At 42.0% G+C, this 26,988-nt stretch carries 27 protein-coding genes; 12 read left to right on the plus strand and 15 right to left on the minus strand.

The window, feature by feature from the left end:
• Together HC723_RS11810 and HC723_RS11815 are read left to right on the plus strand one after the other, a co-directional pair.
• The coding region (locus tag HC723_RS11810) for an IS3 family transposase (RefSeq protein ID WP_190338159.1) at positions 1 to 117 on the plus strand (117 nt) is incomplete at its 5' end.
• Between the two features lie 172 nt (positions 118 to 289).
• Positions 290 to 1,204, plus strand: coding sequence for an aldo/keto reductase (locus tag HC723_RS11815; RefSeq protein ID WP_190339236.1), 915 nt, complete (start codon positions 290 to 292; stop codon positions 1,202 to 1,204).
• A 508-nt stretch (positions 1,205 to 1,712) separates the two neighbouring features.
• Here the strand turns inward: HC723_RS11815 and HC723_RS11820 are convergent.
• On the minus strand, positions 1,713 to 2,669 hold the full coding sequence (locus HC723_RS11820) for a LysR substrate-binding domain-containing protein (RefSeq protein ID WP_190339237.1): 957 nt from the start codon (positions 2,667 to 2,669) through the stop codon (positions 1,713 to 1,715).
• Between the two features lie 116 nt (positions 2,670 to 2,785).
• On the opposite strand from HC723_RS11820, the gene HC723_RS11825 reads away from it, so the two are divergent.
• Positions 2,786 to 3,991, plus strand: a complete 1,206-nt coding sequence (locus tag HC723_RS11825) for a multidrug effflux MFS transporter (RefSeq protein WP_190339238.1) — start codon at positions 2,786 to 2,788, stop codon at positions 3,989 to 3,991.
• A gap of 165 nt (positions 3,992 to 4,156) precedes the next feature.
• On the opposite strand, the gene HC723_RS11830 is transcribed toward HC723_RS11825, so the two are convergent.
• Positions 4,157 to 5,416, minus strand: coding sequence for an amino acid permease (locus HC723_RS11830; RefSeq protein WP_178306540.1), 1,260 nt, complete (start codon positions 5,414 to 5,416; stop codon positions 4,157 to 4,159).
• Positions 5,417 to 5,852: 436 nt separating this feature from the next.
• Between HC723_RS11830 and HC723_RS11835 the strand changes: the two genes are divergently transcribed.
• The 7 genes from HC723_RS11835 (at position 5,853) to HC723_RS11865 (ending at position 10,985) form a co-directional block, all read left to right on the plus strand.
• The gene (locus HC723_RS11835) at positions 5,853 to 6,509 is read left to right on the plus strand and encodes a PAS domain-containing protein (protein WP_190339239.1); all 657 of its coding nucleotides are present in this window, start codon (positions 5,853 to 5,855) and stop codon (positions 6,507 to 6,509) included.
• A gap of 67 nt (positions 6,510 to 6,576) precedes the next feature.
• Positions 6,577 to 6,843 carry a hypothetical protein gene (locus HC723_RS11840; RefSeq protein WP_153448518.1) on the plus strand — a complete coding sequence of 89 codons (267 nt, stop codon included), beginning with the start codon at positions 6,577 to 6,579 and terminating at the stop codon, positions 6,841 to 6,843.
• A gap of 56 nt (positions 6,844 to 6,899) precedes the next feature.
• Complete coding sequence (locus HC723_RS11845) at positions 6,900 to 7,187, plus strand: DUF1294 domain-containing protein (protein ID WP_190339240.1); 288 nt, start codon at positions 6,900 to 6,902, stop codon at positions 7,185 to 7,187.
• 187 nt (positions 7,188 to 7,374) lie between these two features.
• Positions 7,375 to 7,956 (plus strand): GNAT family N-acetyltransferase, encoded by a 582-nt coding sequence (locus HC723_RS11850; RefSeq protein WP_190339241.1) that lies wholly within the window; start codon positions 7,375 to 7,377, stop codon positions 7,954 to 7,956.
• A 125-nt stretch (positions 7,957 to 8,081) separates the two neighbouring features.
• The gene (locus HC723_RS11855; RefSeq protein ID WP_190339242.1) at positions 8,082 to 8,924 is read left to right on the plus strand and encodes a sulfurtransferase; all 843 of its coding nucleotides are present in this window, start codon (positions 8,082 to 8,084) and stop codon (positions 8,922 to 8,924) included.
• 27 nt (positions 8,925 to 8,951) lie between these two features.
• Complete coding sequence (locus HC723_RS11860; RefSeq protein WP_190339243.1) at positions 8,952 to 9,380, plus strand: GFA family protein; 429 nt, start codon at positions 8,952 to 8,954, stop codon at positions 9,378 to 9,380.
• A 117-nt stretch (positions 9,381 to 9,497) separates the two neighbouring features.
• Positions 9,498 to 10,985, plus strand: a complete 1,488-nt coding sequence (locus HC723_RS11865) for a class II fumarate hydratase (protein ID WP_153448523.1) — start codon at positions 9,498 to 9,500, stop codon at positions 10,983 to 10,985.
• Here HC723_RS11865 and HC723_RS11870 read toward each other — a convergent pair.
• Together HC723_RS11870 and HC723_RS11875 are read right to left on the minus strand one after the other, a co-directional pair.
• Positions 10,982 to 11,689, minus strand: a complete 708-nt coding sequence (locus tag HC723_RS11870; RefSeq protein ID WP_153448524.1) for an LrgB family protein — start codon at positions 11,687 to 11,689, stop codon at positions 10,982 to 10,984. The two genes, HC723_RS11865 and HC723_RS11870, sit on opposite strands and share 4 nt — an antisense overlap.
• Positions 11,689 to 12,114, minus strand: coding sequence for a CidA/LrgA family protein (locus HC723_RS11875; RefSeq protein ID WP_190339244.1), 426 nt, complete (start codon positions 12,112 to 12,114; stop codon positions 11,689 to 11,691). The genes HC723_RS11870 and HC723_RS11875 overlap by 1 nt, the downstream gene beginning before the upstream one ends.
• Positions 12,115 to 12,280: 166 nt before the next feature.
• On the opposite strand from HC723_RS11875, the gene HC723_RS11880 reads away from it, so the two are divergent.
• A complete protein-coding gene (locus HC723_RS11880; protein ID WP_190339245.1) occupies positions 12,281 to 13,141 on the plus strand; it encodes a LysR family transcriptional regulator in 861 nt (286 codons plus the stop codon).
• A gap of 60 nt (positions 13,142 to 13,201) precedes the next feature.
• On the opposite strand, the gene HC723_RS11885 is transcribed toward HC723_RS11880, so the two are convergent.
• From HC723_RS11885 to HC723_RS11925, 9 genes are all read right to left on the minus strand, one after another.
• The gene (locus HC723_RS11885; protein WP_190339246.1) at positions 13,202 to 14,242 is read right to left on the minus strand and encodes an OmpA family protein; all 1,041 of its coding nucleotides are present in this window, start codon (positions 14,240 to 14,242) and stop codon (positions 13,202 to 13,204) included.
• Positions 14,243 to 14,527: 285 nt separating this feature from the next.
• A complete protein-coding gene (locus HC723_RS11890) occupies positions 14,528 to 15,748 on the minus strand; it encodes an ammonium transporter (protein WP_153448528.1) in 1,221 nt (406 codons plus the stop codon).
• Positions 15,749 to 16,114: 366 nt separating this feature from the next.
• Entirely contained in the window at positions 16,115 to 17,395 is a 1,281-nt protein-coding gene (locus HC723_RS11895) for a DEAD/DEAH box helicase (protein WP_190339247.1), read from the minus strand.
• A gap of 90 nt (positions 17,396 to 17,485) precedes the next feature.
• Positions 17,486 to 17,830 carry a hypothetical protein gene (locus HC723_RS11900; protein WP_190339248.1) on the minus strand — a complete coding sequence of 115 codons (345 nt, stop codon included), beginning with the start codon at positions 17,828 to 17,830 and terminating at the stop codon, positions 17,486 to 17,488.
• A 22-nt stretch (positions 17,831 to 17,852) separates the two neighbouring features.
• Positions 17,853 to 19,448, minus strand: a complete 1,596-nt coding sequence (locus HC723_RS11905) for an ABC-F family ATPase (protein ID WP_153448531.1) — start codon at positions 19,446 to 19,448, stop codon at positions 17,853 to 17,855.
• Between the two features lie 208 nt (positions 19,449 to 19,656).
• Entirely contained in the window at positions 19,657 to 20,424 is a 768-nt protein-coding gene (locus tag HC723_RS11910) for a hypothetical protein (protein WP_190339249.1), read from the minus strand.
• Between the two features lie 124 nt (positions 20,425 to 20,548).
• Positions 20,549 to 21,091 carry a hypothetical protein gene (locus tag HC723_RS11915; RefSeq protein WP_190339250.1) on the minus strand — a complete coding sequence of 181 codons (543 nt, stop codon included), beginning with the start codon at positions 21,089 to 21,091 and terminating at the stop codon, positions 20,549 to 20,551.
• A gap of 183 nt (positions 21,092 to 21,274) precedes the next feature.
• Positions 21,275 to 22,462 (minus strand): mannose-6-phosphate isomerase, class I, encoded by a 1,188-nt coding sequence (gene manA / locus HC723_RS11920; protein WP_238925468.1) that lies wholly within the window; start codon positions 22,460 to 22,462, stop codon positions 21,275 to 21,277.
• A gap of 132 nt (positions 22,463 to 22,594) precedes the next feature.
• Positions 22,595 to 24,493, minus strand: a complete 1,899-nt coding sequence (locus tag HC723_RS11925) for a PTS fructose transporter subunit IIABC (protein WP_153448534.1) — start codon at positions 24,491 to 24,493, stop codon at positions 22,595 to 22,597.
• Between the two features lie 253 nt (positions 24,494 to 24,746).
• On the opposite strand from HC723_RS11925, the gene HC723_RS11930 reads away from it, so the two are divergent.
• Positions 24,747 to 25,619: a helix-turn-helix domain-containing protein gene (locus tag HC723_RS11930; protein WP_190339251.1), complete on the plus strand. Its 873-nt coding sequence runs from the start codon at positions 24,747 to 24,749 to the stop codon at positions 25,617 to 25,619.
• A 67-nt stretch (positions 25,620 to 25,686) separates the two neighbouring features.
• Here HC723_RS11930 and HC723_RS11935 read toward each other — a convergent pair whose 3' ends face one another.
• Together HC723_RS11935 and HC723_RS11940 are read right to left on the minus strand one after the other, a co-directional pair.
• The gene (locus tag HC723_RS11935; RefSeq protein WP_190339252.1) at positions 25,687 to 26,541 is read right to left on the minus strand and encodes a PTS sugar transporter subunit IIA; all 855 of its coding nucleotides are present in this window, start codon (positions 26,539 to 26,541) and stop codon (positions 25,687 to 25,689) included.
• Between the two features lie 110 nt (positions 26,542 to 26,651).
• Positions 26,652 to 26,957 carry a PTS fructose transporter subunit IIB gene (locus tag HC723_RS11940; RefSeq protein WP_153448536.1) on the minus strand — a complete coding sequence of 102 codons (306 nt, stop codon included), beginning with the start codon at positions 26,955 to 26,957 and terminating at the stop codon, positions 26,652 to 26,654.
• Between the last annotated feature and the right edge of the window lie 31 nt (positions 26,958 to 26,988).

Here is a 26,988-nt window from a genome sequence, read left to right on the forward strand (position 1 = left end):
GAAGATGTTGAAGAATATATCCGGTATTACAACCATGAAAGGTTGCATACTACGCTTGGTGATTTAACGCCAATCGACTATGAAAAATTACAAAGTCAGGTGTCCTATTGGGCTTGACCAGAATAGGGTGAAAAATGTCGCGAGGATCAGACTTCCCGTTTTTTTAAATGCAATATTATATTTCGATGCATAAGCCCAAAGTAACGTTGAACCCAATGATAAAACTGCCTAGGATGAAGGCAATCGATTTTCAATATTCAAAGGAGTCAGCGGTAAGCTGAAAAGGAATATGACGACAATAAAAAAAGTACAAATCGCGCCACAAGGGCCTGAATTTTCTGAATTGGTTCAAGGTTACTGGCGCTTGGGGGATTGGAATATGACCCCGCAGCAACGGTTAACCTTTTTAAAGCAACACGTGGAACTTGGGATCACGACCGTTGATCATGCGGATATCTACGGATATTACCAGTGTGAACAATTGTTTGGTGAAGGATTAGCATTAGATAAAAGCATGCGCGATCAAATTGAGATCGTCAGCAAATGTGATATCAAACTTTGTGGTGATAAGAATCCAGACTGGAAAATAAACCATTACAACACCAGCCAATCGCACATTGTAGAGTCGGTCAATAATTCACTGAAACGCCTGCAAGTAGAAAATTTGGATGTCTTGTTGATCCATCGTCCTGATGCATTAATGGACGCCGATGAAGTAGCAGATACCTTTAATCAGCTTAAACAAGCCGGCAAAGTGAAGCACTTCGGGGTATCGAACTTTACCCCACGTCAATTTGAATTGCTGCAATCTCGCCTTGATGCGCCATTAGTCACCAATCAAGTAGAAATCAATCCGCTTAATTTTGATGTTGTGGATGATGGAACACTCGACTTATTACAGCAATTACGCGTAAAACCAATGGCATGGTCTTGCTTAGCGGGTGGTGATATTTTTAATGGCTTAGAAGAAAAGCATGTACGCGTGCGTGAAGAGCTAGAAGCCATCGCCAAAGAAGTGGGCGCAAAAAGTATCGATCAAGTGATTTACGCTTGGGTACGTCGTTTGCCGTCGAATCCATTGCCAATTATAGGTTCAGGTAAAATCGAGCGAGTGCAAGCGGCGATTGATGCGTTAAGTATTGATTTAAGCCGTGAGCAGTGGTTCCGAGTTTGGTGTGCCTCGAAAGGCCATGGCGTGCCATAAAATCAACCTGCGTATTTGAAGCCGCAGCGTTGTTGGCTGCGCTCACTCACCCTAATCACCTAGACGTGGGCTTTCGTTTATAAAAGAAAGCTCATAGGGCTTCGTTCCCTTGCCGCCTTGCTGTAACGCCAATTACTTTGACTGGTCACCTGCGCATTTGACAGGATGTATGCTGAAGCTACAGCTTCGTTGGCTACGTTCGTTCACCCCAATCATTTAGGCGATTTTTTGGTTTACAAGAGCATACTCATGGGGTTTCGCTTTCTTGCCGCCTCGCTGTAACGCCAATTACTTTGACTGGTCACCTGCGTATTTGACAGGATGTATGCTGAAGCTACAGCTTCGTTGGCTACGTTCGCTCACCCCAATCATTTAGGCTAGTTTTTGGTTTAAACGCCTTTTTGTAATGATCAATATTGTAAAATAGTGAGTAATATCTATGTAAAAGAGCCATATCGACCCGTGCGATGGGCTCTTTTTTTGTCTATAAATCAGCAATTTTATTTGATTAATTAATCGCTTGTTCGACACTTTGACAGATGGTTTCACGCATCCATTGGTGGCCTTTATCTTGGTTATTGCGCTCATGCCATAATAAGACATAGGCCATTGGCAAAAATTCAAAAGGCAGAACCAGTTGGGTGAGTGGGTAGAGGTTTAAAGCGTGACTGGCAAAACTTGAGGGTAGAGTGAAAATTAAATCAGTATGGGCGCAGACACTGGCGGCGCTATAAAAATCGGGTACTGTGGCGCTAATATTGCGATGATGACCTTGATCAGCCAAATGATAATCGAGTGCCCACCATTCCTTTCCCTCACAGCGAACTTGCACATGTGTCATGGTTAAATAGCGTGTGAGTGTCCAATCTTGTTGTGCTATTTCCTGCAAAATAGGGTGGTCATTACGCACTAAACAGACTTGTTTATCTTCATATAAAGTATGTTGTACTAAGCCTTCGGGTAATTTATTGCTGTCTAATCCTGATTGAGGGTGGAGATCTCGCCCTGCAATACCAAAGTCAATTTGCCCTTGTTGTAGATCGTGGAAAGATTGTCCGGTCCATAAATAGGAATCGAGTTTAATGCTCGGCGCTTGTTGCAACAGTGAGCCAATAAACGAAGGAATGAGCGTTTCATAAGCGCTTTCGACCATCGAAAAAGTAAATTTACGTTGGCTGGTGGCGGGATCAAAAATAGGTGGCAAAGTCAGTTGATATAAATCTTGCAAGGTATTGGGTAATAATTTGGCTAACGTGAGGGCGTGCGATGTTGGTCTTAATCCATGTGAGGTACGCTGAAACAAAGGATCATCGAGTGTTTCCCGCAGGCGATTCAAACTTTTGCTTAATGTCGATTGGCTGAGGTTTAAACGATGCGCGGCGCGGGTGACGCTTTGTTCTTCAATCAAGACTTGTAAGATCACCAATAAATTGAGATCGATGCGGGATAGTTTGTCTAAATTCACCTGATATTCCTTAATGGAAATTAACTGGCGCGATTATATCATTTCTATTCATATCATCTAGCCGTTACAATACCCACCCAGATCACACTTCTTTTTATTTATCGTTCGAGAGCCGTATGAAACGAAATTTATTACCCATTTTAATGTCGATGGTGCTACTAAGCCCGTTGGCGATTGATATCTATTTGCCATCATTACCGACGATGGCGCAAGACTTTGCCGTGTCGAACAGCCAAGTACAATCCACTTTAATTCTATTCTTATTTGCGATGGGTGTTGGGCAAATTATTATTGGCCCGTTGGCAGATCGCTTTGGTCGCCGTCCGATCGCGCTATTTGGAGTGTGCTTATACATTTTAAGCAGTTTGTTGGCGGTGGTATCAAAAGAGTTTCAACTATTGCAATTGGCGCGTGTATTACAAGGTTTAGCCGCCTGTTCTACCTCGATTGTGGTGTTTAGTGCGGTGCGAGATTGTTATTCAGTTAAAGATGGCGCAAAAATTTACAGCTATTTAAATGGCGCTATTTGCGTGATCCCAGCATTAGCTCCAACACTCGGCGGCGTATTAGCGCTGCATTTCGGTTGGCGTTCCACTTTTGCTTTTATGATGTTGTACGGTTTGATCATGTTGGTGGTAGTGCTGTGGAAGTTTCCTGAAACCCGCCCGGCGAATACCATTACCGATGGTGCGCTGTATCGTTGGGCGCGTTATAAACCCGTTCTCACTGAGCGTCACTTCTTGTTTTATGCGATTTGTTGCATGACAGGAATGGGGGCGATCTTAACTTATGTTTCGTATGCACCAGTATGGCTAATTGGTAAATTAGGCGTATCGGAACTGGCCTTTAGTGGTTTATTTGGTGTTAATGCGATCGTTAATATCGCCGCCTGTTTTGGCGCGCCTTGGTTAATTAAAAAACTGGGCAACCGTCCAACGGTTATTTTTGCGCTAGCTTTATTGGTTGTCTCGGCGGTATTGCAATTTTTAGTGCAAGAAATTGGACCGCAAGCCGGAATGGCCGCCGCGATTGGCTTTATGTTACCAATGGGCTTGCTGTGCATTGGTTTCGCGTTATTACTAGGCCCTGCCACCAGTATGGCGCTTTCTGCCTTTGGCGAACGAGCCGGAACCGCAGCGGCAATGTTAGGCTTTATTCAAATGAGTGGGGCATCGTTATTAGCCGGTTTAATTCAACAAACCTCGCTTACTGCGCCATTTGCGGTGATCACCGTGATGGGCGGTGGGGCGATTATATTGTTGGCGGTGATGTCGATGAAGCGGATGAATTCCTGGCATGTTGAGCAAGTTGTTCACGATTAAATACCCTGCTTACTTAAAGCTGCAACTTCAATTAATTTGGGTATACATTGTATTACTTAAAGCTGCAGTATTGTTGATTACACTTGCTATCATTTAACCCAATAAAAAAGAGTGAGCCATTAACGGGCTCACTCTTTTTTTAGTTGCTGAATCTAATGGATTGAATTAGATGAAAGCAAGGAATGGAGAGATACATAACAATACACCAGTGGCAATAATAAGGTTAGTTGCCGTGCCTTTGTATTGGTGTAATGACGGTACTTTGTGCACTAGGTAAGCTGGAATTAAGCAGCCAACCAAGCCAAAGATAGGGCTACAGATTGAAGTGAACGATAGGATTGGTGCATTCAACGCGATAGCACCCCAAGCGATCAGGATAGTGAATAGCACCACACCCTTATCAATCAAGTTTTTGTTAATGTTCTCTTCTTTGTATTTACGCTTTAAGAAGTTAAGCGCAATACCGTTACAAGCTTCACGGAAGGCTAAGAAAACACCAAAGAATGAAGTAACAACAGCAAAGATATTAATAACGATACCTGCAACCGTTACCCAGCTACCAGGGTAGTACTTAGCAATAATCGCAAGCGCAGAGATATTTTGTGCCATCGCAATATTGGCTTGTTCTTGGCTAATCGCGAAAGTGAACGATACTGCAAAGAAGAAGACAACAAAGAAGAGAATCAAGAAAGCAATCGTCATAGCGCGAGTGGCTTTATGACGTGCAACTTCAATGTTTTTCTCATGGGCGCGGTATGAAATGACCATCGGGCTTAATGATTGAATAAACAGGATGGAAGTTAATGTAAATGGTAGGGTAATGATGGCATTTTTCAGCATCGGTAAGAAAGTACCCATGGCTGGAACGTTATTCATATCCCATTCAGACATCAGTAATACACCCATCACCGCAACTAAGACAAGCACGGTTGTTGCCATTACACCAGATAATTTAAATAGTAGTTTTTCACCTTTACTGGCAATGAAAGCTAAAACACAAATTAGACCTAAGCCATAAAATACGTTTTCATTTAAATGACCTTGCGTGACACCAAATGAATGTAAGTAAGAGGCACTGTCATTGGTAACGGCTAATGAGTAAACCAATACCCAGATAACCAACATTAGGAAGTAAAGCACGCCTAATGCCATGCCCCAGTTTTTACCTAGGTAACCGGTGATAACGCCTGGGTAATCAGTACATTCTTTGGATTCCGCTAGCGTATTAATGAACAATTTTTGGAACAAGTACATTGCAGGATAGCCAATTATAGAGGAAAGTAAGAATACCCATAACCCCATAATACCTACTTGGACGGGTAGAAAAACAATCCCCGCACCAATTGCCATTCCGATGCTCATTACGATCCAACCGATATCAACACTGTCGAATTTGGTGGCTTGTTTCCATTCGGTTTCAGTCATGCCCGCTTTGATGTGGCGAGGCTGCTTTACGCTGCTTTTTGTTTGAGAATCTACTGCTGTATTTGTAGTCATAATGTTGATCTCGTTATTGTGTATTTCTCAAATATATTTGAGAAGGATGTAAGCAAACAATAAAAACCGTATTTATTCAGTGGTAATTGAGAGCTCGAGCATAAAGTGAGCATAGTTTGTGAAGTAGATCACCTCTATCTAGTAACCAAATATTACCAATTGCAAAATTTTCAGATTAATTTGAATTTTTAGATTAAATGTTCGTCAGGAATGAAAATATAAACTCCAATTTTTTTGGTTATTTTAATAAAGATTAGTGAAAAGTGTGATCACTCTCTTTGTTGTTGCTAATCAAGCTAAGGCAGAATCAACGCAATAGCTTACTTTTAGATTAAACGTGCGGAAAAGACGTTAAGGATGCACAGTGGAACTCAGAAAATTAACCCAAGCAGATCATGATATTTTACATGCGATGGAAAACGTGGTGGATGGGATCGCGAAAATGTACGGACAACACACCGAAGTGGTGCTGCACAGTTTAGATTCTCAATCCCCGTCAGTAGTGAAAATCGCCAACGGTCATATCACCAGCCGCAGTTCGGGTGCGCCGATCACCAATTTAGCTTTTTTGAAACTCAAAGAAGGCCGCGATGTTTCCGATTCTTACTTTAGTAAAACCAGCGAAGGTAAAACGCTGCGGTCAATTACTACGATTGTGAGAAATCGAACCGGTGAAGCGATTGGTCTGTTGTGCATCAATTCTGATATGGATGTGCCAATGCATGCGTTTATTCAAACCTTACTGCCAACCGATCAGACCGTCAGCTTTACCGATAGCGCATCTCCGGAAACTTTTGCGCAGAATATTGATGAGACCATCGTCAGTACCATTGATACAGTAAAACAAGAGATATGGTCGAACCCAACCGTTTCACCTTCTAAGCGTAATCGTGAAGTGGTGACGCGTTTATCTGAATTGGGCATTTTCAAATACCAAGACAGCAAGCAAACCGCCGCCGAGGTTTTAGAAATTTCACGCGATACGGTTTATCTTTATTTGAGAGAGCTTGAGTATAAGTAGCTTGAGTATAAGCAGACAGCTACGATAACGGATTGAGCCAAATAGCCCTTAAATAAAAGAGGATCAGATGTCGAGTTGGTATCAAAAGAATTTAGGTGAAGCTTTAATGGCGATCCCAGAATTTGAAGCACTGAAAACTCAAGTGGCTAAATTAAAAGCTGAGCACAGTGGCGCGGTGGTCGATCTTTATTATCGACACCAGTCGAATGGTCAACTTCATTGTGATTTGATGGTTTATTTATATTCAGATAATAAAAGGATCATGAACGAGATCCAGGCCAAAGTGTGTGCTAAACCAAGCCAATCTGGTTTGTCTCGGCTCGATTCAGATTGAGAAAAAAAGCAATTTAGCGTACATTCAACGGCAAGATTAATCACAGAGAAATTCCCATGATCACGTTACAAACTGGGCTGTTATATTGCTTTATTATGAGCCTTGTGACCTTCATCGTTTACTGGAAAGATAAACGCGCGGCCCGTAAAGATTTATGGCGCACTCCCGAAAAAACCTTACATATTTTGGCCTTTGCTGGTGGTTGGCCTGGCGCCTTGATTGCACAGAAAGTGTTTCGCCATAAAACCCGTAAATTGAGTTTTCAAATTATTTTTTTGTTGATGGTTACCCTAAATTGCATCGGTACACTGTGGATACAAAACCCGAATTTTTATCTTAACTAGATTGATGCCTTTGGATACCTTATTGTTGATGCGATGATTTTGGAGGAGCTCAGGTTTTTCTCTCGCTGTTAATAACGACGGAGATTTGCTACTATTTGATGGTTATTTCGACACCTATGAGCGTGTTCAATCATCCAGACTGGTGCTCTCTAGGTGATGGACCACAAATAAATGGGGCTCCACTTCTATGAATATTAATCAATCGAGCGATAATCTAAGCACCACTCAATTAGCCAATCAAGCATTTGATATTAAGCTTACCGATGCTCATATCTCTGAAATTCCCGATCAGGTATGGCCTCAAATTGAGCAAATTCAAGAGCAGGCGTATCGTGATGATCTGGCCGAAAATATCGATATTCTTAAAATAAAGTCCGATGTTTCCCCTGAAACCTGCTTTGTCTGTATGGATGATGAAGAGCAAGTGCTTGGCTATGTTTTGGCTCATCCTTGGGAAAGCTCGGTTCCACCCTGTATTAATCAAGATATTTCTGAACGTGGTGAATTGGTATCACTGGAAGAGGCTTCAACTTTGTATCTGCATGATTTAGCCATTAGCCCTGATGCGCGTGGTGCGGGTATTGCTCAAGCATTGGTTGAAAACTTACTCAAGCATGCACAACGATGGAATATAGATAAAATCTCTCTTGTTGCGGTACAGGGTATGGCAAGCTTTTGGGGTAACTACGGTTTTAACTCGGTTAAGTCAAATGCGACCGACAGTTATGGCGATGATGCTCAAATGATGGTAATCCAACTGCCTCTTTGATCGCCCGCAGGTATTATAATCAAACTAGATCCTCAATTCCTAGATCAATAAATTTCTCTCATTCGATACCCTAAGTCTGGTATGTCAGCTTTGATTGGACAGGGTATAACACAAGGATAGATATCATGAATTCAACTCACCCGATGGTGACTCCTACATGGCTTTTTGACCATTTCTCCGATGATAATGTGATCGTGCTTGATGCCACGACTATCGATGCGGTAGCAGGTGAAGCATTACAAGGAGCGCGCCGATATCTACCTAACTCACAAGCATTTGATATTGAAAAAGTGTTTGTTGATTTAGATAATCCGCTACCCAATACTATGCCAAGCCCCGAAAAATTTACCCAACAAGCTCAAACCTTGGGTATTAATCAAGACAGCATTGTGGTGATTTATGATGAGCGAGGCTTGTATTCCGCGCCACGTGCATGGTGGATGTTTCAATGTATGGGGCATGCACAAGTTTATGTATTAAACGGCGGCGTCAATGCTTGGCAAGCAATGGGTTATCCTATTACCGATACGCACGGTGTCGATTTATTTGCCAAGGGTAATTTCGTCGCGAAATATCAAGCCGAGAAAGTGTATAGCGCACAAGATGTTTTGGCTGTAATGGATAAGCTTAAAACCTTGATTGTTGATGTACGTGGCGAAGGGCGGTTTAATGGAACCATGCAAGAACCACGCGAAGGCATGCGCTCAGGACATATCCCATCTTCTATTAATTTGCCGTTTGGTAAAGTATTAGTTGGCCATCAGTATTTGCCATCTCAAGAGTTAACAGCCTTGCTTCGTGAATACCACTTTGATCAAGCTGACAAATTAATCTTTAGCTGTGGTTCTGGTTTAACCGCTTGTATTGTTCTGCTGGCTGCTTATAGTGCAGGCTATACCAATTTGGCACTGTATGATGGTTCATGGAGTGAATGGGGCGCCGATCACTCGCTACCGATTTCACAGTAACGGCATTGATTAACTGTAGGGAATATTATGAATAATGAATCTGTTGATATTTATCCAGTAAAAGGGCAGTGCCAATGTGGGCAGGTCACTTTTAGCTTAAAAGCCGCGCCAAAAATGGTGATAGCGTGTCATTGCAAAGAATGCCAGAAGTTATCCACTAGTGCGTTTAGTATTACAACCATTGTCGAAGCAAGCAATATTGAAATCAACGGCGTATTACATGACAGTTCTCGCGTAGCCGATTCAGGCAGTGTGAATGTCGGAAAATTTTGTCCAGGTTGTGGCAATCGTATTTATCAGATCAATCCGGTAGCGCCTGAAATGATCAAATTTAAAGCCGCTGGTGGCTTAGACAATACCAGTATGATCATTCCAAACATGCATGTTTGGACCCGTGAGAAACAAACTTGGTTTACGATTCCCGAAGGTGTGCAACAGTTCGAAAAACAACGTTAATCGCGCTTTATCTTTTGCACAGTCTGCTCATTACTTGCTTAATGGGCAATTTCCTCCAACACTAAAACCATCGACTCTTTTTAACTCAATTATTTGGGTATCAATAGGATCATTACGATGGCGACTAATCATTATTCAAACCAAGAAAGCTCTGTAAATAAAATTAATTCTAATCATGATCAGGATACGTCGGATTACCGAATTGAACACGACAGCATGGGAGAAGTTCAAGTACCCACCAGTGCCCTCTATCAAGCGCAAACTCAACGAGCAATAAATAATTTCCCTATCAGTGGGCTAACACTGCCGATTCGCTTTATTCAATCAATCACTATGATCAAGCAAGCCGCCTCGGTGGTGAATCTTGAACTGGGATTATTGGATCATCAACGCGCTCAAGCAATAGAAGTTGCCTGCTCGCAAATTATTGAAGGCGAGTATAACGATCAATTTCCGATTGATGTGTTTCAAACCGGCTCGGGCACTAGTACTAATATGAATGTTAATGAAGTGGTGGCAACTTTATCTAATCGGACGTTAGCCAATCAATTCCCACACGAAGGCAGTCAAATTGAGCAAGTTCACCCCAACGATCATGTCAATATGAGTCAAAGCAGTAATGATGTGATCCCCACCGCAATCCAATTAAGTTGTTTAACCGCTATTCACACCCAATTGCTTCCCGCTATGTCTCATTTGATCAGCGTGCTAGAAACAAAAGCGCTGCAAAATGACGATATAGTCAAAACGGGGCGCACTCATTTAATGGATGCGATGCCAGTGACTCTTGGGCAGGAATTACGCGCATGGAAAACACAAGTGCAACGCGCGCAGCAACGCATAGAAGACTCATTACCCGAACTGCAAAGCTTAGCTCAAGGCGGCACCGCAGTCGGTACAGGCATAAATGCACCAGAGACGTTTGCAGCAAAAATCGCACAACAACTCAGTGATATGACAGGGATAAGTCTGCATGCCAGTGATAATCCATTTTATAATTTAAGTTGCCAAGACAGCAGTGTGGCCTTATCGGGGGAATTAAAAAGTTATGCCGTGGCATTAATGAAAATAGCCAATGATTTACGTTGGATGAACTCTGGGCCCTTAGCAGGGATTGGTGAGATTGAACTCGCCGCATTGCAACCTGGTTCGTCAATCATGCCGGGTAAAGTCAATCCGGTGATCCCAGAGGCCGTTGCGATGGCTGCAGCGCAAGTGATAGGCAATGACACCACCATTACTGCGGCAGGGCAATCGGGAAATTTTCAATTAAACGTAATGTTACCGCTGATCGCTTATAACTTATTGCAGAGTGTCGAATTACTCAGTAATTGTTCGGTGCTATTGGCGGATAAAACAATAAAAGATTTCAGCGTTAGGCAAGATAATCTGGATAAGGCGTTAGCTAAAAATCCTATTTTAGTCACCGCATTAAATCCCATTATAGGTTATGAACAGGCGGCTAAAATTGCTAAAAAATCCTATCAACAACAAAGATCGATTTTGGATGTAGCAGAACAAGAAACCTCCTTGAGTCGAGTGGAATTGGAAGCGTTACTCGATCCAATCAAACTGACTCAAGGAGGGGTAGGCAAATCATTTTAAGCCCACAATATATGACCAAGCATTGGCGCTAACAGTACGGTCACGACACCAGCAAGCATCATCATTAGACTAGCAATCACGCCAGCTTGATTATCAATTTTATAAGCGGTGGCCGTTCCTGCTCCATGAGCGCAAGCGCCAAGGCCTGCGCCTTTCCCATGGTGCGAGTTTATGGTTAATAGCCCTAAAACTAACTCCCCAACAATGATGCCAATCACGCCGGTTATCACCACAAAAACGGCAGTAAGATCAGATTTGCCACCAATAGATTCGGTTGCCGCCATCGCAAATGGAGTGGTAATGGATCGCATTGCCAAACTACGCTGTAACATCTCAGACAAATGAAACCATCTACTGAGCAATAAAGTACTACCAATGCCTGCGACAACCGCGATCACAACCCCAGAGCTCAACGACAGCCAATGCTTAATGATTAATGAACGATATTCATAGACAGGAACTGCAAAGGCTAAAGTAGCAGGACCAAGCATCCAAACTAACCAATGAGAATCAAACATATAGTCTTGATAAGGAATGTTTAATACCAAGACTAAAGCGACGATCACAATCGGTACAAATACCAAAGGAATAAAAATGAAAATCGGGAAACGGCGATGTAACCATTTACTGAAATAATAACAGGCAACAGTGAATACTAAGTAAGTCACGATCAGGACTTGATGCAGAAAAGGAGAGTAAGTCATTATTTATTCCCTTGCATTTTATCTGCAATTAATTGTTTTAATGCTATTTTTTTAACTTCATAACGGTAGACTTTCTCAACCACGAAAGAGGTTATCCCTAGTACAAAGCAGGTACTTAATATTATTACTGCCATGATTTTTAAGCCTTGATGTAGAAATAAATCTTGATAGTTAATGATCGCAATAACAGCAGGAATAAAAAACAATAGCATCTCGGCCAATAACCACATTGAACCGGCTTTTAACCACTTCACATTGACGATGCCTGTAAACATCAAAGCCAGCAAAACGAGTAAGCCAAATACATTCGAAGGCATAGGGATATGCAACAAGCGAACCACTTGGTCTGAAAGTAACCACAGCAAGCAAAGTCCGATAACTTGGATGAAAACAAGAGATGTATTTTTTACGCTGAAACTAGACATGATAATTAATAAGCCCGCTTTAATTTGATGTACTCATTATAGGTGAAGATATCAACTTTCAATAAATGAATAATATAACTATAATCTATTCCATATTGGAATGGTGGTGGGTTTTAGGGCTAAGTGATTCGCTATGCTGCTGAAATGAAACGTGAGGTACGCGAAAATGAATAATAAAGAACTGAATTATTTTGTCACTTTGATCCGAGCAAAGAATTTCACTCGCGCATCTGAGCAACTATTTGTCACCCAACCCACCATAAGTAAAGCATTGAAGTCGTTAGAAGCATCGGTTGGAGAACCATTAATTCAACGCAATAACCGAGACATTCAATTAACCGAAGCCGGAGAAGTGGTTTATCGTTATGGTGAATCTATATTGCAGCAATTTACCGATATGCAAACCAAGCTCCAAGATCTTAAACAATTGGAATATGGGCAGCTTTCGATTGGTATCCCGCCAATGGTTGGGCATCTCTATGCTAATACATTGCATCAGTTTAACGTGGATTACCCTAATATTGATGTTTCAATTATAGAGTTTGGTAGCCGAAAAATTGAAAGTGCAATTCATAAAGGTGAGATCGATCTTGGCGTCACCATGTTGCCATTAGAAAATGAAAAACTACAAACTAAGACCATAGTAGAGCATCCAGTACTTGCAGTAATGGCTAAAAATAATGGTTTTGAGAATAAAAAAAATATTGATATCACCGAGTTAAAAAACCATACCTTCTACCTTTATAGTGAAGAATTTGCACTTACCGCGGTGATTGAAAAAATGTGTCAAAAGTATGGTTTTCAGCCGAAGATTGGCGTGCGAAGTACTCAATGGGATTTTTTGGCCGCGATGGTAGAAAATGGGCTTGGAGTGACTTTTTTACCCGCGCCAATTTGCGCAAAGTTAGATCCAAAGCATTATGATTTTTTTGAGTTAAAACAAGAGATAAAGTGGGAGTTAGGCATTAGTTGGTCATCTCAACGCTACTTATCGCGTGCCGCTGAGGCATTCTTAAGCTTAATCTAAAATAAAAAACTGCACTGGACTCCTCCAAATGCAGTTGATATTTTTATTCGCTGCTAGAGATTATTTTCTTTCGTAGAAAACTTCAACACGGCGATTTTTCTCACGTCCTTCGGCTGTCGCGTTGTCAGCAATTGGGCCCGTTTCGCCTTCACCTTTTACCACAATTCGGTTGGCATCGACATCTTGAGACACTAAATAGTCAGCCGCCGATTGAGCTCGTTGTTGTGATAATTTTTGGTTATAGGCTTCACTACCACTAGAGTCAGTGTGACCTACAATTTCTACGGTTAACTCTGGTTCAGCTTTAAGTTTATCAGCAACAGGGTGCATTGATTCTTTGGCTGCAGGAGTAAGCTCGGTTGAATCGTGAGTAAACGCACCAGTAGAAAGGGTAACAGCTAATTCTTCTTTTGGCGCTTCTGCAACCACGGGAGCTGATTCTTGTACAGGTTCTTCTACCATAGGCTCATCTTCAACAGGTGCCGCCATTGGCGTAGCCTCTGCCACCGCTGCTTGGCCAAAGTAATAAGCAATACCGACAGAAACATAATTAACATCTGGCTGCGCACGATATCCTGCACCATCTGAAACATTATCACCAGCATTATCAAACCATTGATATTCACCGCGTAAACGCCAATTATGACTGATCTGATACTCAATACCGGCACCTAACATAAGTGAAATGTTATTGTCATCACCAGCAAAATTACTGGCTTGAACATTGTTATAAGCACCACCAAGTTTACCAAATAGGTTCCAAGAATCGGTAATATTCCAATCCGCCTTCGCGCCTAACTCAAAATTTTGTAGTTTGGTCTTTTCTGCATCGTAATGGGATTTACCTAAATAGTTATAACCACCTTCTAAAGACAACCAAGTGTTAAATTGATAACCACCGTACACACTGCCAGCCCAAGCATCATCATCGACATTACTAGCATCAGCAGGATCAAAGTCAAAGTTAGCCCAACCAGTTTTAGCACCTAAATAAAACTCACCAGCATTTTCAGCCGCTGCATTTACATTTGCAGATAACAGCAAAGAAAGAGAGAGAATTGAGGTAATTGAAGTAGAAAGCAAAGTCCGTTTTGTATTCATAATGTCACCATATATTTAAGGTTAATTTTCGTTGCCGATACCATGCTGAATAATCTGGTATCGATAATAAGGATGAAAATTGAGTTATGTTTAAACCTAGTTGTAATAATATGGTCAAATTGTTGCTTAAGCAATGTATTTTTGTTAATTGATTGGTGTGGTGCATGCATTGGGAGGGCGAAATGCGGGAATAATAAATTGTAGGTTAAGGTGAAAAAACACTGGTACTAAGGTAATTGAAATGGCAGCGTGTGTGTCCATTCAATTACCTTGATTTAGATACAATCAATCCTCATTGGTCGAACTGATCTTATGGAGTGATAAATCGGCGCCGTTGTACTCTTGTTCTTGAGTTAAGCGTAATCCGGTAACTTTATGAATGGCGCCGTACACAATAAATGAACCCAGCACCGCAATGGCAATACCGGCAAGAGTGCCGAGAATTTGTACAGGTAAACTCACGCCGCCCATGCCACCTAATGCTTGCTGACCAAAAATACCGGCTGCAATACCACCCCAAGCGCCGCATACTCCATGCAATGGCCACACCCCTAATACATCATCTATTTTGGTGCGATTTTGCATAAAGGTGAATAACCAAACAAACACAGCGGCGGCTATGATCCCAGTGAGTAGGGCACCAATCGGATGCATCACATCGGAACCTGCACACACAGCCACTAAACCGGCCAATGGCCCATTATGAATAAAGCCGGGGTCATTTTTACCGACTACCATCGCAGTGATGATCCCACCTGCCATTGCCATTAATGAATTCATGGCAACTAAACCACTGACACCGTTAATTGCCTGCGCCGACATGACGTTAAAGCCAAACCAACCAACCGATAAAATCCAAGCGCCTAATGCCAGGAACGGGATATTAGAAGGGGCAAAGTTAGTGTGTTTACCTGCGCGCACGCGTCCATGTCGCATGCCAAGAAAAATGACTGCGATGAGAGCAATCCAACCGCCGACGGCATGAACCACCACAGATCCTGCAAAATCATGGAATGGGGCGCCAAAAGTGATATCAAACCAATGTTGTAAGCCAAAGTTGCCATTCCAAATCATGCCTTCAAATAAGGGATAAACAAGGCCGACAATAAAGAAAGTTGCAATCAGGATCGGATAAAAACGAGCACGTTCAGCAATACCGCCAGAAACAATCGCCGGAATGGCGGCGGCGAAGGTGAGCAAAAAGAAGAACTTGACTAATTCATAGCCGTTGCCTGCCGATAGAGTTTGAGCATCAACAAAAAAGGTATGACCATAGGCGACCCAATAACCAAAGAAGAAGTAAGCAATGGTTGAAACTCCAAAGTCGGCTAAGATTTTGACTAACGCATTAACTTGGTTTTTATGACGAACGGTGCCCACTTCTAAAAATGCAAAGCCAGCGTGCATCAAAAACACCATGATGGCACCGAGTAAGAGAAAAAGCGTATCAGAGCTTTGAGTAAGAGCTTGTACTGCGCCCGTGACCTGAGTAATTGGATCATCCATGAAACTTTCCTTTGAATATTAAAATTAGATTGTAAATACCCTGTCGCACAATATGAGTGCGCTACAGCTCTGTAATGGAGCAATTTTTAATTGATAAGGATGTTTTATGCAAAAAATAAGCCAAGTTATAAAGGCATGGTATTTTTAGAGGTATTAAAATAAAACTAGCATAGTAAAGGCGTATCAAGAAGAGATGACTTTGATTGGTGATCCATGATGAGTTGCAGTGCACGAAAATAGTGCAATAAAGCAGACTGGTGCAAGTTGGTGGTGCGGATTGAATTGCCCAATATTGGACAATTCAATTTTGAACACTCTTTTTGTTATTCGTTTGAATGACGCATGAACATTTAATAGGGATGTTTGTTATTTAGATCTTGGTTTGCGTGCTGCATTCTTTTCAGGTACGCGCTTTTCAGGTGAGCGATCGGCTTTGGGCTGAAAATCTTTAATGCTGCGTTTTTTGGCGCTACGGCGATTGGCCTGTTTATCTTTGGCTGGGCGTTTGGCTACGCCCGTGCTTGGTTTATCCGTCACCGGAAAGTCGCTGAGGGTTTGTAGAGGCATGCGGTTTTTGGTTAGCGCCCGAATAGCGTCTAATGCTTCAGTTTCGGCGTGGCAGACCAAGGATATCGCCGAGCCTAGTTTGCCTGCGCGCGCAGTACGTCCAATTCGGTGCACATAAACAGGGGCATTATCTGGTAGGTCGAAATTGATCACAACCGGTAGCGCATCAATATCAATGCCACGCGCTAGGAGATCGGTCGCCACTAATACTTGGATGGTGTGTTGTTTAAATTGATGCAGAGTGGCTTCTCGCTCTATTTGTTCTTTATTACCATGCAGGGCTTTTACGTTAATGTCGGCTTTGATTAATTTTTTGACTAGGGTATCCGCATTGTCTTTGGCATTAATAAAAATCAATACTTGTTTTGTCGGTTGCTGTTTTAACAATGAAATTAACACTTTGGTTTTGCTGCCTTTATTGACTAAGAATAACTGCTCATTAATCCCATCGACCACACTGTTATTGTTATTGGTTTTAATTTCAACTGGTGAGGTGAGAACCTTCTGTACTTCAATCGCCAAGGTCTCGGTCAATGTGGCTGAAAAACATAAGGTTTGGCGCTGGATAGGAATAAAGGTTAATAGCGCTTGAATATCACTCCAAAACCCCATATCCAATAAACGGTCGGCTTCATCTAATACCAAGTGTTTGACGTTAGATAAATCAATCTTGCCTTCTTTTGCAAGCGCAAGCAGGCGACCAGGCGTAACAATAATAACATGTGGCAGTTTGGCTAATTGCTGCGCTTGAGTGACGAGGTCAACGCCACCAAATAGTGTGGCAGTTTGAATGCTTAACGCTTTAGCAATGGGTTTTAATGTTTGCGCAGTTTGTCGTGCCAGTTCGCGAGTTGGGGCAATAATAACGGCTTGAAGATGCGCGTTTTTATTGTCGATCATTTGTAAAACAGGCAAACCAAATGCAAGGGTTTTGCCACTGCCAGTGTGGGCTAAAGCCAGTACATCGGCATCGTGTAAAATAGCAGGGATCGCTTGTTGTTGAACGGGGGTTGGATTGGCAATGGTTGAAGGTAGTGCGTTAATAATATCGCTATTTAGCTGAAGTTCAGAAAAATTCATGAGAGAACCTGTATAAGGAAAGCGTGAGAATAAAAAGGCCCTAAAGTGGAAACTTCAGGGCCTTGTTGTTGATTATGAATGCCGAGGTTGTTACTTAACCGCTTTTACCATACTTTTAGCGGGTGCGTCTTTCACGTCATCAACTTTACCAGAGACATTGTCTTTCGTGTCGTCGACTTTGTCAGACACGTTATCTTTGGTGTCATCGACTTTGTCCGATACGGCATCTTTGGTATCGTCAACTTTATTAGTGACTTCTTTCTTGGCCTGTTTGGTGGTTTTTTCCACATCACAACGACCATTAACACCAACAGATGATTCAAGCGCGGTATTTTTAGCCGCTTTACTTGCATTACAATCTGGCTTAATCACACCAGCGTAACTCATGCTTGATGCAAGAACGAAACCAAGCATAACCAAAGCTTTAATCTTCATAAATTGACCTTTATTTTTAAGCCTAAGCTTTGTTTACTTCACGAACTTTTAGGTATTCTTCATAAGTACCACGGAAGTCGTGGATTGCACCATCACGAATTTCAAGCACGCGAGTAGCCAAAGAGGATACAAACTGACGATCGTGTGAAACAAAGAACAAGGTGCCTTTGTAGTTTTCAAGCGCCAAGTTTAATGATTCGATCGATTCCATATCCATGTGGTTGGTTGGTTCATCCATCAACAGCATGTTTGGTTTATGCATCATCAACTTACCAAGCAACATACGGCCTTGCTCACCACCTGAAAGGACTTTTACGTCTTTTTTGATATCGTCCTGACCAAATAGCATACGACCTAAGAAGCTGCGGATAACTTGCTCGTCATCACCTTCTTGACGCCACTGGGCCATCCAATCAAATACTTTGATGTTTTCGGAAAAATCATGTTCGTGATCTTGAGCGTAATACCCAATGTTGGCGTTTTCAGACCACTTAAACTCACCCGATCTCGGGGCTAATTTACCGGCAAGAGTGTTAAGCAGGGTAGTTTTACCCACGCCATTTTCACCGATGATCGCAACACGCTCACCCACTTCAAATATAGCATTAAAGTTGCTGTATAGATCTTCTTCAAAACCTTGAGTCAATTCTTCAACGATTAACGCGTTACGGAATAGCTCTTTTGATTGCTCAAAACGGATGAATGGGTTTTGACGGCTTGATGCTTTAACTTCGTCTAATTGAATTTTATCAATTTGCTTAGCACGAGAAGTCGCTTGCTTTGCTTTAGAGGCGTTAGCAGAGAAACGAGACACGAAAGTTTGCAGTTCAGCAATCTGCGCCTTCTTCTTAGCATTATCATTGAGTAGACGTTCACGCGCTTGAGTCGAAGCAAACATGTAATCATCGTAGTTACCAGGGTAGACACGTAACTCGCCGTAGTCGATATCAGCCATGTGGGTACATACTGAGTTCAAGAAGTGACGGTCATGCGAGATGATGATCATGGTGCAGTTACGTTGGTTTAGCGTGTCTTCCAACCAGCGAATAGTATCCATATCCAAGTTGTTGGTTGGTTCATCAAGTAGCATGATGTGTGGGTCAGCAAAAAGCACCTGTGCAAGTAGTACACGCAGTTTCCAACCTGGAGCGATTTCGCTCATTGGACCCCAATGTTGCTCAGTTTCAATACCCACAGAAAGCAGTAAATCACCGGCGCGAGATTCTGCGGTGTAACCGTCCATTTCTGCAAATTCAACTTCAAGGTCGGCGACTTTCATCCCGTCTTCTTCGCTCATCTCAGCTAAAGAATAAATACGGTCACGCTCTTGTTTTACTTCCCAAAGTTCTTTATGACCCATAATCACGGTATCAAGCACAGAAAATTCTTCGTAAGCGAATTGGTTCTGGTTTAGTTTTGCTACGCGTTCGTTAGGATCAACGCTCACATTACCACCGCTTGGCTCAAGCTCGCCGCTAAGGATTTTCATAAAGGTTGACTTACCACAACCATTGGCACCAATTAAACCGTAACGGTTACCGTCACCAAATTTTACTGAAATGTTTTCAAATAATGGCTTGGCACCAAATTGCATTGTGATATTAGCTGAACTTATGATAACGGTATTCCTCTGGTTTATCTTTTAATTTCATATACTTACAATCCAGAAGGTAAAAGGTTCTGAATTGACTTTATTCTTGGGCTGCATTATAGACGATAAATGACTTATGTGATACTAGTCTAACTTTTTGTCTTAATAGAAAAGGGAATGTTAAGACAAAAAAATAGCGTTTAGCTTATGGTTAAACCGCTAAACGCTATGATTTTTAATCTTCTGCGACGGGGACTAACGCTTTAAATGCATGTAATTCATCAAGCGAGATAGGACTCTCTAATCCCTTTTTCGTTTTAATATTATAAATATAATTTTTATGTTGGCCTGAACTTGTCGTCGAGGTTATATAAAGCTGATTATCTGAGCTTAGGTTAATGGTATCGATTTCTTGATTGTTCAGAATAGTCGTGACTGCATTATTGTTATTACGATCGATGATAGAAATTTGCGCCGCTTCTTTGATCACAATGTAATCGTCATTAACCCATAGATCGTTTTGCTCGCCGTTACTTATTTCATCATCAGAAGTATCGGTATTGAAGCCGCTATTTGATAATGGTGAGGCATCTAAGTTACCCAGTTTATTTACAGATATAGAATATAGGCATTGTTTGCCATCAGGACAAATAATGCCGTTGAGATTATTGTTTAGTGTTGTACTAAGTAGAAACGCATCATCGCCATTTTGTGCTGATTCACCATCCCAACCACCTGAATAATTTTTATTTAATGTATCACCATCCTTCAATAGCCCTATATTCAAAAGAGTTAAATCAGAGTCTAAAATTGGAAGGATTTGGTTTACATCGGATAAATTTTTGATTCTGTTGTGTATCCCAATCATATTTGATAACAAGCCATCATTAATTTTGGCAATGGCACCTTTACATAATGCTTTTTGTGGCAAGGATAATTTATCACTTGTACAAATATTCCCATCAAAAGCCGTTTTTTGACCTTTTGATGTTTCAATTAACACGTCACTCAATGTATTACTGGTTGACAATAGGCTATCACCGCTCATTGCTGTAAAACTTGTGCGATCGATACATCGGGATCATCGCTGGTGATCTGGCTAATAGCATCAATGATAGAAGCCTCATTTAAATCCAAACTATTATAAAAATGACCATGTTTGAGTGTGTCGGTAGCGAAGACTTCACCATTAGAAAATAGTCGCCATTGGGTTGCACATAATACCAAGCAGGTTTTCTCATGGTTTGAGAAACATCCAGGATAGGTTTATCGCCAGTGATGGCGTCAATCAGTTTATTGAGGGCGTCCTCATCTGGATCCTCAACCGGCGCTAAACCTTGGGTGTATTTATAAACCGCGTTATGTTTTTCTGTAACCTGAACAACAAATCCGCCGTTTTTGGTTGGGGTAAAGTCATTCACGCCATAATTAGAAATGTCATATTGCGCGCCGGTGCTATCAAAGCCGATCAAATGCTGAGTCGAGAGGGTGTTTTGAGTGTCAGCTTTATCATTGTCATCTTGCAGGCGAGCAAGACTGGAAACCGTGTCAAGATTCGAGAATTGTAGTACCGCTAATTCAGCTTTTGGTGCGCTGTCATCATCGGATAAGTCGTTACAAGCAGAAAGGGCAAAGCAGCAAAGGGTGGTGAATAATAACTTCTTGATCATGAGGGCTCTCTATTTTTTTTGTGCGGTATATTAGCTTATGAGAGGCCGCTTTTTACAGCTTACCTGTTGGGGGAGAGGAAACAGCTTGGAATTATGGCACAAAAAAAGGCACTAACCAGAAAATATTGGGTAGTGCCTTATTTTTTATGTGATGCGAAATTTGGTTTTCGCAGGCTTTTATTTTTAATTATAAGCGCGAGCAAAAGTGCCGTTAGTGTCAACTTGATATTGCGCGGCGCTTAATGGAATAAAGGCCGACTGTCCTTTGCTGATACAAAGCTCAACGCCTGATTGATGACGCAATATAACATCTTGATCAATGGCAAAAATAATTTCAGCGCTTTGACATTCAATCTCACTATTTCCCTGGTAAACACTGAAATTAAAATCGGCAACTGGAATCGAATAATGCTTGGCATTGCCCTCAACGCGTGGCGTCATTAAAATTTCATCATTGGGTTTTGGCACGCAAATAGTGTTGGCGATAAGCTCTGGCACATCCATATATTTAGGGGTTAAACCGGCGCGTAAAACGTTATCGGAATTGGCCATGATTTCTAAACCTGTCCCTTTGATATAAGCGTGTGGGGTACAAGCATCAAGGAACATAGCTTCGCCTGGTTGCAGCGTCACCACATGCAGCATTAGTGGTGCGAATAAACCGACATCGCCTGGATATTGCTTAGATAATTCAAGGATCAATCCAGCGATTTTACAGCTTGCATTCTTTTCAACGTGAACCATTAAGGCATTGAGAGCAGAGGCTTTACGCTCGCCTTTAAGTGATAAAATGGCTTCAAAAAAGGTGGTTAAACCTTGTTGCGTTTGATTGGCTTTAAATGTAGCAACTTCCGCTTCTAATGCTGCAATGCCAATGTTTTCGAACGGTTTAATGATTGCAGGGTAAGCTTTAAAGCCATTCATGGCTTGATATGGAGTTAAAGCATACACCAATTCTGGTTTATGGTTTGGATCTTTGTAGTTACGGTTGGCGGCTTTAATATCTATGCCAGCTTGGTTTTCTTTTTCAAAGCCAATTTCAGCCGCTTGCTTACTTGGATGAACTTGAATTGATAATGCTTTTTCTGCTGCTAATACTTTAAATAAGTAAGGCAGTTCGTTAAAGGTGTCGGTGGTGGCTTGACCTAAAATAGCCACTTTATCTTGTTTGATAACCTCATCTAGATTAAGCAGTGCACCATCAATTTCGATTTGAGAACAACCATTAGGGTGAGCGCCCATCCAGATCTCAGCTTGTGGGCCTTGACTTGGGTTCGGCATATCAAACAATTGTTCAATCGAAGTTGTGCTGCCCCAAGCGTAATCTTGGATCACGTTTTTCATCAGGGTAAATGGAGGTAACTGTTTCATAAAAGACCTTAGGTGATGACCATTTTGTACCGATTGTACTGACAAGTGGTTAAGAGGTATAAATCTAGATCAAAAAAAGTAGATAACAAATTCATTATCTACTTTTATTGATTATGGTGTTTTAAGTGGTAATTAGGCTGCCACGGCGTTAGCGGCTCTCGCTTTACGCATTTTTTTCAATGTAACACAAACGACAGCGGTAACAATTGCGCCAGTCGCCATACAAATCAATGCCATGACGGGTTTGTTCATCGCGCCCAGTAGCGCTACTACAGGACCACCGTGAGCTACGCTGTTAGTAATGCCAAATGAGAATGCCATCACTGCGCCAACCATTGAGCCAATCACGTTAGCCGGAATAACCGATAGCGGATCTTGCGCGGCAAATGGAATTGCACCTTCAGAGATACCCACCAAGCCCATTGCGCCGGCGGCTTTACCTGCTTCGATTTCGCTAGCTTCAAAGATATCAAGTTTGCGACCAATAACAGTGGCAAGTGCCATACCGAGTGGTGCAATTGGGATCGCGACTGCCATTGCGCCCATAAATTGAGTTTGGCCACTGGCGATCATGCCGACCGAGAATAGGAATGCCACTTTGTTAAATGGACCACCCATATCAAAGCCTGCCATGCCACCAAGGACAATACCTAATAACACCACGTTACCAGTACTCATCTCAGTTAGAACGGCACTCAACCACTGCATTAAATCAGCAATTGGCGCGCCGATAACAAAGATAAATAATGAAGCAACAAATACCGTACCTAAGATCGGAGCGATCATGATAGGCACGAGTGGGGCAATCATTTTGTGGTAATTACGAGTCGCAATAAAGCGCACGAAATAACCAACTAATAGACCGGCAATGATAGCACCAATGAAACCAGTACCAGCGTCAGCGCCATAAAAAGAACCGGTATTGGCGATCCAACCACCAATAAAGCCAGGGGCAAGTGCGGCGCGATCACCAATGGCAAAAGCAATATAACCGGCAAGAATTGGGATCATCAGTTGGAAGGCAACCACACCCACATCTAACACATGTTGCCATAAACTGCCTGCTGGAATTTGCATCCCACTTGGGGTCGGTTCACCCCCAATCGCCAGAGAAAGCGCGATCATCAAACCACCAGTGACCACAAATGGGATCATGTGTGATACGCCATTCATCAAATAACGATAAAGGTTAGAGCGGCCAGAGGTTGCGGCTGATTTTTCTTGTTTAGAACTGTCTGCATCAGCATGATAAGGGGCTGCATCGAGCGCTTGCTGAATAACGCCTTTACCATTACTGATAGGGGCTTTTACACTGGTTTGGATCAGTTTTTTACCATTGAAACGTGCCATATCGACTTGTTTATCACAGCTGACGACGATGGCTACCGCACGCTCAATTTCTTCGGCGGTTGGCGCGTTTTTAACGCCAATTGAACCGTTGGTCTCAACTTTAATTTCGTAACCCATTTCAGCCGCGGCTTTCTCTAAACCTTCGGCTGCAAGATAAGTATGCGCGATACCAGCAGGGCAACCAGTGACACCAATAAGGAAACCTTTATCAGCAGCAACGCTATTGGTCACTTCTTTTTTCTCAAGCAATAATGCCAATGCCTCGGCCGGTGTTTTGGCCTGCATAAAGGCTTCAATAAAGCCGTCTTCAATCAGCTTTGATGATAATTCAGCGAGTACCTCAATATGGTGATCAGCGCCGCCATCGGGAGATGCGATCATAAAGAACAGTTTAGAGGCTTCGCCATCTTCTGCGCCATATTCAATCCCGCCGCGACTAATACCAATCGCAACCGCGGGCTCGCAAACTGCCGCACTTTTGGCATGGGGAATCGCGATGCCGTCTTCAAAACCGGTATTGCCGATTTCTTCACGGGCATACACATCTTTTAAAAATTGCTCACGGTTATTGAGTTTGCCTTGAGATTCTAATACATCCACCATTTCATTAAAGACTTCATCTTTGCTGGTGGCGGTTAGATTCAAGCGGATCAGGTTTTCATTAATCAGCTGAGTAATCATTATCATACCTATATGGGTTGGGCTTTGTTATACGCGATATTGTTGGATATTTCGGTCATGAAAAAAAGTGCACATAAACACCATTTACTGGATTATTGTAACCTAGGGTTAGGTTTGTGATCTTGATCACCTAGCTTGGTTGGCTAGTGATATACCCAGTAATAAGCAAGGTTTACAATGTGTGTATTATCTTAAGGTTACTTAAAGTCTCTTAAAGGTAGTCCAATATTCAACAATAAGTGAAAAAATGCCCATGAGCCAAGTTTTTATCAATGTGTTAGACGGTGTATTAGCGGAGAGGGAGCATTTTAATCGCGTGTGGTTTGCCAGCGATCACAGCACGCCACCGCCTTTTAGTTATCAAGTCAATTTCCCGCGGATGGAGTTTGTGATCACCGGTGAGTATATTAATACCATTGAAGATCCTGAGTTTGGTATCACCCAAGTGAAAGTCTTGCCAGGTGACATTTTGTATATTCCACCCAATAGTTGGAATAATCCAGAATGGGATACCGATTGTTGTGTCTTGAGTTTATTATTTGGTAAGCGCCAACTTGGGTTTAGTTTGGTGGAAAAACGTAAAGGGGAGGCCACGTTTTTTGATGTGCAAAAACACAGTGTTAAGACTCGTACTGGCCATGCTTTAGATCATATTTTAAGTGGATTAAATACTTTAGCCACAGAGAAAATACAGCATCCAACTGGTGGACATTTACTGATGGCATTAATGAGCTATTGTCACAGCATGTTGTTATCACCAGAAAGCTCAACCCAAAATCGCAGTGAAGATTTGTATCAAGGAATTTGTATTTATATTCAGGAAAATTTTCACCGAAATATTACCCGTGACAGTATTGCCAGCCGTTTTAATGTTAGCCCCAATCATTTGTCGCGTTTATTTCGCCAACAAGGGCACATGCGGCTAGCCGACTACATTACTTGGGTGCGGTTAGAGCGGGCAAAATTTATGCTTACGCGTTATACCTTTAGATTAAGTGAAGTGGCACTACGCTGCGGTTTTAATGATGTGAATTATTTTTATCGGGTGTTTAAAAACAAACTTGGCCGCACTCCAAGTGAATTTAAAGCCATGCATACGGTTAAAAATGGCGCGAGTAGAGATTAATTTTTAAGCTTTCCAATAACCAATAACCAATAACCAATAACCAATAACCAATAACCAATAACCAAGTTTATTTTGGCATCATTAAACAAGTTAAGATCGCTTGCAGTTCACAAGGGTTATGATGGGCGCTAATAAATTGGTTTTTCTCAATATCAATTAAACTTACCGCCAAATTACGCACCGCTAAAATGGCATTGTTACTGCATGGTTTTGGCAGCAGCAGCGCCACAACATGAGTGACAAGGCCATGCTTAGATTGCCAATTAATAGGGGTATGAGAAGTTAAGCAGATCAGTTTAGGTTGTGATACTGATTCAGTGATCACATGGGGAAGCGCGACTCCACCTTGCATTCCAGTGGACGATACTTGCTCTCGCTGGGCTAATTGTGTTTCGATAGCTTTATAGTTTTCGAGTGAGGCTATTTTCGCAATGCGTTGTAATATATAAGACTTCTCTGCTTTTGAGTCATCTTCAGAGGGGGTCATTAAGCGGTAAAGGCGAATAAAAGCTTCCAGTTGATCTTGAATAATATCATGGTGAAATTGGAAACTACTCGAATGTAAATTCTGCGAACCTTGTGGCTGAGCGGAGCTTGGACTCTCGAGTAAGAAGCAATCTTGTTGTAAGTAAAGGCGTAGAGTAGCGGCATAGGTTTCAGCTTGTTTCCCACACAGTGTGATCTCACATAAATCAAAGGGTTGAAAGGCAAAAGTGAGAGCACTTAAATATTGTTGCACGTTTACCCGTTGCAATGTGTGCACTTTGATCAACTCAGAATAGCCTTCAAATCCTCTAATTTGCTGGTGGATCCCTTTAATCAACCAAGCCGGTAAGCCAACTTGACCCAAGTAAAAAGTGACTCGTACTGTAGAGGTCTGTTTTGATGACGTGACTGAGGTTACTGGGTGAGTATTAGGCAAAGGGATTATACCATTCAAATTAGTTTCAAGCATGTCTAACATTAAACTGGCTGTAATATTTTACTACCGTGAGTTTAAACCGTTGTTGAGATTAAGCTTCAGTTTGCTCACTAAAAACCATCAAGGCAGCGTTTAATTACCGCATCTGGATTGGTTAATACCTCTTCAATGTTCGATTTAATCACATGGCATTGCTCAAATCGTTCTGCTTGCTCAATTTCAATATCTGATGCAATAAGCGCGATGTCGGCATGGCTAATATCGTGATAGCTTAATTTATTTTCTATCCCCATTGCCCCTTGAGTTTCGACTTGAATATTTATTTTTAAATGAGCAGCCGATTTAACCAAGGCTTCGGCGGCCATATAAGTATGTGCAATACCAGTAGGGCAGGCGGTGACAGCGACTATTTTCATGTTACATCTTCCATTTATTCTTTAGTGAAAT

Source organism: Vibrio sp. S11_S32 (genome assembly GCF_014694465.1).
In the GTDB taxonomy this organism is placed as follows: Bacteria; Pseudomonadota; Gammaproteobacteria; order Enterobacterales; family Vibrionaceae; genus Vibrio; species Vibrio algicola.